Raw genomic sequence first — 4,263 nt, forward strand, 5'->3', positions numbered from 1 at the left:
TTTCCGGTAGTGCCGAGCCATGCTCGGCAGAGGCCTTGCGGGTAATGCCCATGCCGAGCATGGCTCGGCACTACACCCTCCCTTTCGCACAGCGAAGGGGAGGGCTGGGGAGGGGTAAGCTCTTCTCTGGTTGATGCCGCAGTGGCTTCGCGGCTTGCGCCGCTCCTGCAAGATGGCTGGCAAGGCCCCTGCCGAGCATGGCTCGGCACTACATGCTCAGGCCGCTGCTATCCGTGCCAGCAACAGGCCGGCCAGCAGCACTGCGATGGCGACGACCACCATCAGCGCGAACAACCAGGCGCGTCTGCGCTGGCGTTGGTTGGCACTGATCGCGGCGTTGAACATGGCAACACGCTGCTGCTCGCTGGCCGCAATGACGGCCTTGGCCTTGGCTGAGCCTTCATCGGCGCCCAGTCGCCCGGCCTTGATGTCATCGGCAATGACTTCCAACTGCTGCATCACTTCGAACTGCAGCTTCTGCAGTTCCAGCGCGGTGTCGTCATGGTTGGACAAGTGGGAACCCTCGCGGTTGGGGTCAGGCAGAAGGAGACTGCAAGGCTCGTCGGATCACCCGTGACACGATCGTCGGGTCATCGCTGGACAGATGGTGTCCAAGCCGCAACAAGCCGATGCCGAAGCAAGGCATCAGCAGGCCCGGCAGCACCGCGGGCAGGAGCATCAAGTCAAGCCTGCCCACCTGCAGTGCGGCCACCGTGGTCCACAGTACGCAGAAACCAAGCCAGAAAAGCATGAAGACGAAAACCAACGGCGGCAACGCATACGCGCCGCGCAGCTCGCAGCCCTGCGCGGTTGCTTGCAGGCTGCCGCGGAAGTGTGGCTTGAACGAGTTCCGCATCACTGTCCGATGGTAAAGATGTACGCGCTTGTCGCTTATCGAGCCTGCGACGCTGCCGGTGGCGGTCAGGTTGCCTCGTGCGGTGGCGGCACGCAGTGCCTGCACGGCCTGCTCGGGTGAAAGCGGGCTGGTGTATGCGGCTTGCGTGCGTGGGAACAGCCAGGTCCAGAAAGACATGCGGTCTATCGCTGCGGGGGCAGGACACGATAGCGGTAGAACCGCACTTTGCCTATTGCAGGCTGCTGTCGCGCTTGCGCATGGCCTTCTTGACCAAGGCAGTGATCTTCTTCTCGACCTCGGGGGTGAGTTCTGCAAGGGCGAAAGAAGTTGCCCACATCGGCCCGTCATCCAGCATCGCGGTGTCGTTGAAACCCAGCGTGGAATAGCGTGCACCGAACTTGCTCGCTCCCTGGAAGAACAGCACGACCTTGCCGTCGCGCGCATAGGCCGGCATTCCGTACCAGGTCTTGGGGCTCAACGAGGGCGCAGTGGCGGTGACGATGGCATGCAGGCGCCGTGCCATCTGTTGCTCGGCTGCGGGCATCTCGGCGACCTTGGCAAGAAGCTCGGCCTCGCCGTCGGCCTTCAGCTTGCCGGCCTTGGCCTCGGCCTTGAGCTCGCGCGCACGCTCCTTCATGGCGGCCTGTTCTTCGGCGGTGAATCCGGTGGATTTGGACGCGGCCATTGCAGCTCCTGCAAAGTGTGGAAGGGCAAGGCTTTTTACCGCAAGCCGTGTGCAAAGGTGTAAAGCCGAAGTGCAGGCGGGTGCTTCCATGCAGGGGCGACGTGTCCAGCTTGCAGGCTGGGTTGGTTCAACCTGCTGGGCAGGCTGAGGCGCTTGCAGGACTTACAGCAGGCGAGTGCCCAGCGGTACCTCATGTTCGGGCATGCATAGGCTGACCCGACCCTCAGCGTCGTGAAATCCGGTTACCAGGCATTCGGACATCAGTGGGCCGATTTGTTTCGGAGGGAAGTTGAGCACTGCCACCACCAGCCGCCCGACCAGCTGTTCGGCGCTGTATAGCGCGGTGATCTGTGCGCTGGATTTGCGGGTGCCGATCTCCTCACCGAAATCCACCTGCAGGATGTAGGCGGGTTTGCGGGCGGCAGTGAAACGCTCGGCGGCGATGACGCGGCCTACGCGAAGTTCAACCTTGCTGAAGTCGTTCCAATCGATGGTCTGCATGGCGGTTGCTCGGGAGCTTGATGTCATTGGAGTGGTTGGGGCTGGCGCGATACAGGCTGATCTCCAGAACCCGCAGCGCGATAGCCAAACTCAGTCGCCTGTGGCGACGCGGTCCAGCCAAAGTTCCATCGGCTGGTAGATGATTCCCATCGATTCGCTCACCTCGCCGCTGCAATGGAATCCGTAGCCGCGGTAGGCGGGTACCGAAGGCAGGGAGGCGCTCACGGTCAGCATGTCCGAGCGGACGTGCTTGATGGCTTCGGCAAGCAGGCGGCGGCCGATGCCGCGGCGCTGCAGTTCGGGGCTGATGAACAGCATTGCGATATGTCGCCCCTGCTTCAGCTCGATGAGGCCGGCGGGTTGCCCGGAAACTTCCGCCAACCACATCAGGTTGTCCTCGCTGATGCGGGATGCAAACGCTTCCGCAGCGGCAAGCTTGCGGAACGTCGCGACGCCTTCGCCAGTGAGCGTGGAGGCAACCGAATCCATGAACGCCGCCATGCAAAGCCTGCTCGCGGCATCCACATCGTTCGGGTTGAGCGGCCGTATGTTCATTCCTTTTCCGTTGATGTGCGGTTGGTGATGCGGGTATTGGGAATCATGCTTTCTTGAGTGCCATGCCGACGCTGGCAGGTGCGGTCAGGGTGAAACCGTACTGTTGGTAAAGACGATAGGCTTCGCCATCCGCCAGCAGGCTGATGTAGGCCGAAGCCGGCACCTCACGTTCGATGTAGGCCTGGATTTCCGCCATCACCTTCTTGCCGAGGCCGCGGCCCTGATGCGCAGGCAGCACCGCGATGTCGACCACCTGGTAAAACGTGCCGCCGTCGCCGATCACCCGCCCCATCGCCACGGTTTCGCCGGCATGGGTGATCTGCACGGCGAACAGCGAATTGGGCAGACCGCGACTGGCGGCCTCCAGCGTCTTCGCGCTGAGCCCACTGGCCTGGCGCAGATGCCGGTAGGTGTCCACGGAAGGGATGTCGTGGTTGATGGTGTAGTTGGGTTCGCTCATCGTTGCATCCGGAATTCTGGTTGGCTGTGCGTCGTCGTTTCAGGAGGGCAACGCGATGGGCACGTAGACCTCGTGCCAGAGGGTGACCTTGCCGGCATCGTTGAACCGCATCAGCAGCATGGCGCGGAACAGCTCGCGGCGCCCGTCAGCGTAGCTGATCCGTGCGCGCATCGAGAACGTGACCGAAGTGCCGTCCTCGAGCGCATGGTCGATCTCGTAGTCGATGCCTTCCATGCCGGCTTTCATGCAGTTGAGGAATTCGAGGTAGTTGGCAGGATTGGCCTCGTAGCGACGACCATTGGGCTCGACAATGAAGTGTTCGGCGAAGCACTCACCGATCAGTGCTTCGGTCAGTACGGAATCGCGATTGAGATGCCGGCGGTTCCAGTCGAGCACGGCATGGGCCAGCTGGAGGTGGTGCGTGCGTTGGTTTGTCATGGAACTCCGGAATGTGCGGAACGCCTGATATCGCAGTGAACGTGGCGGCGCAGGGCAGGGTGGTTCGGCTTTCAGTGGACGGCATGGGTCTGATGGTGCCGCTGGCCGGAATGGTCTGCCCTCTGCCCGTTTACGGCAATGGTGGTGGATTGCCGGCCACCACTTGAGCCGTGCCGCCCAGCACGGCCTGGGCGATCAGCTTGTCCAGACGGCGGACATCCAGGCCCTTGTTGAGGTTGACCTTGATATGACCGGCCTTGGTCCAGAGCTCGATCTCGGAGTTGAAATTGAACAGGCCATGGCCGTTCTCCGAGGACCACATGTAGATCGAGGAGTATGGCAGCGAATAGATCTCCACTTTCTTGCCGGTGATGCCTTGTGCGTCGCGCACGATCAAGCGTTTGTTGGTGAATACTGCTGAATCACGGAAGGTTTTGTAAGCCGCCACGGCGGTCTCTCCGGGCACGAGGATGTCGTTCACGTCCTGCGGAATCGGGCATTCCGATACCAGCGTCCAGGCCAGGATTGCATTTGTTTCCATGTAGAAGCCGTCCCCCGTGATGGTGAATTGTTTTGCAGCGCAGGCGGAATTGTAGGTGGCGCGTTGATCAGGGCAATAGGCCGTAATGCATGACGGTTGGACGTGCGGGCGATGCATGTACGGCACGATTGTCCTTGTGGGAGCGGCTGTAGTGGGGGGGGGGGGGGGGGGGGGGGGGGAGGGCGGCACCGCGAAAGCGCCCCGGCAGCGGGCGCCGACGCGACCCA

8 protein-coding genes are annotated in these 4,263 nt (G+C 62.2%); all 8 read right to left on the reverse strand.

Features of this window, described 5'->3' with window-relative positions:
- Positions 1-216: 216 nt before the first annotated feature.
- The 8 genes from AC13FW_RS15205 to AC13FW_RS15240 all read right to left on the reverse strand — a co-directional run bounded on the left by AC13FW_RS15205 (position 217) and on the right by AC13FW_RS15240 (position 4,036).
- Positions 217-513 (reverse strand): hypothetical protein, encoded by a 297-nt coding sequence (locus tag AC13FW_RS15205; protein WP_482989633.1) that lies wholly within the window; start codon positions 511-513, stop codon positions 217-219.
- A gap of 22 nt (positions 514-535) precedes the next feature.
- Entirely contained in the window at positions 536-1,033 is a 498-nt protein-coding gene (locus AC13FW_RS15210) for a hypothetical protein (protein ID WP_482989634.1), read from the reverse strand.
- Between the two features lie 52 nt (positions 1,034-1,085).
- A complete protein-coding gene (locus AC13FW_RS15215; RefSeq protein WP_482989635.1) occupies positions 1,086-1,541 on the reverse strand; it encodes an iron chaperone in 456 nt (151 codons plus the stop codon).
- A gap of 162 nt (positions 1,542-1,703) precedes the next feature.
- Positions 1,704-2,042: a tRNA-binding protein gene (locus AC13FW_RS15220; protein WP_482989636.1), complete on the reverse strand. Its 339-nt coding sequence runs from the start codon at positions 2,040-2,042 to the stop codon at positions 1,704-1,706.
- Between the two features lie 90 nt (positions 2,043-2,132).
- Entirely contained in the window at positions 2,133-2,597 is a 465-nt protein-coding gene (locus AC13FW_RS15225; protein ID WP_482989637.1) for a GNAT family N-acetyltransferase, read from the reverse strand.
- 43 nt (positions 2,598-2,640) lie between these two features.
- Positions 2,641-3,057, reverse strand: coding sequence for a GNAT family N-acetyltransferase (locus AC13FW_RS15230; RefSeq protein WP_482989638.1), 417 nt, complete (start codon positions 3,055-3,057; stop codon positions 2,641-2,643).
- Between the two features lie 39 nt (positions 3,058-3,096).
- Positions 3,097-3,495: a nuclear transport factor 2 family protein gene (locus tag AC13FW_RS15235; RefSeq protein WP_482989639.1), complete on the reverse strand. Its 399-nt coding sequence runs from the start codon at positions 3,493-3,495 to the stop codon at positions 3,097-3,099.
- 130 nt (positions 3,496-3,625) lie between these two features.
- Positions 3,626-4,036, reverse strand: a complete 411-nt coding sequence (locus tag AC13FW_RS15240) for a PH domain-containing protein (RefSeq protein WP_482989640.1) — start codon at positions 4,034-4,036, stop codon at positions 3,626-3,628.
- Positions 4,037-4,263: the final 227 nt, after the last annotated feature.

The sequence above is a fragment of the Stenotrophomonas sp. 21LCFQ19 genome (assembly GCF_056861425.1).

Excerpts from the sequence above, each read along its gene's own strand:
- AC13FW_RS15210 (WP_482989634.1), bottom strand. The coding sequence starts at position 1,033 with ATGTCTTTCTGGACCTGGCTGTTCCCACGCACGCAAGCCGCATACACC.
- AC13FW_RS15215 (WP_482989635.1), bottom strand. The coding sequence starts at position 1,541 with ATGGCCGCGTCCAAATCCACCGGATTCACCGCCGAAGAACAGGCCGCC.
- AC13FW_RS15220 (WP_482989636.1), bottom strand. The coding sequence starts at position 2,042 with ATGCAGACCATCGATTGGAACGACTTCAGCAAGGTTGAACTTCGCGTA.
- AC13FW_RS15225 (WP_482989637.1), bottom strand. The coding sequence starts at position 2,597 with ATGAACATACGGCCGCTCAACCCGAACGATGTGGATGCCGCGAGCAGG.
- AC13FW_RS15230 (WP_482989638.1), bottom strand. The coding sequence starts at position 3,057 with ATGAGCGAACCCAACTACACCATCAACCACGACATCCCTTCCGTGGAC.
- AC13FW_RS15235 (WP_482989639.1), bottom strand. The coding sequence starts at position 3,495 with ATGACAAACCAACGCACGCACCACCTCCAGCTGGCCCATGCCGTGCTC.
- AC13FW_RS15240 (WP_482989640.1), bottom strand. The coding sequence starts at position 4,036 with ATGGAAACAAATGCAATCCTGGCCTGGACGCTGGTATCGGAATGCCCG.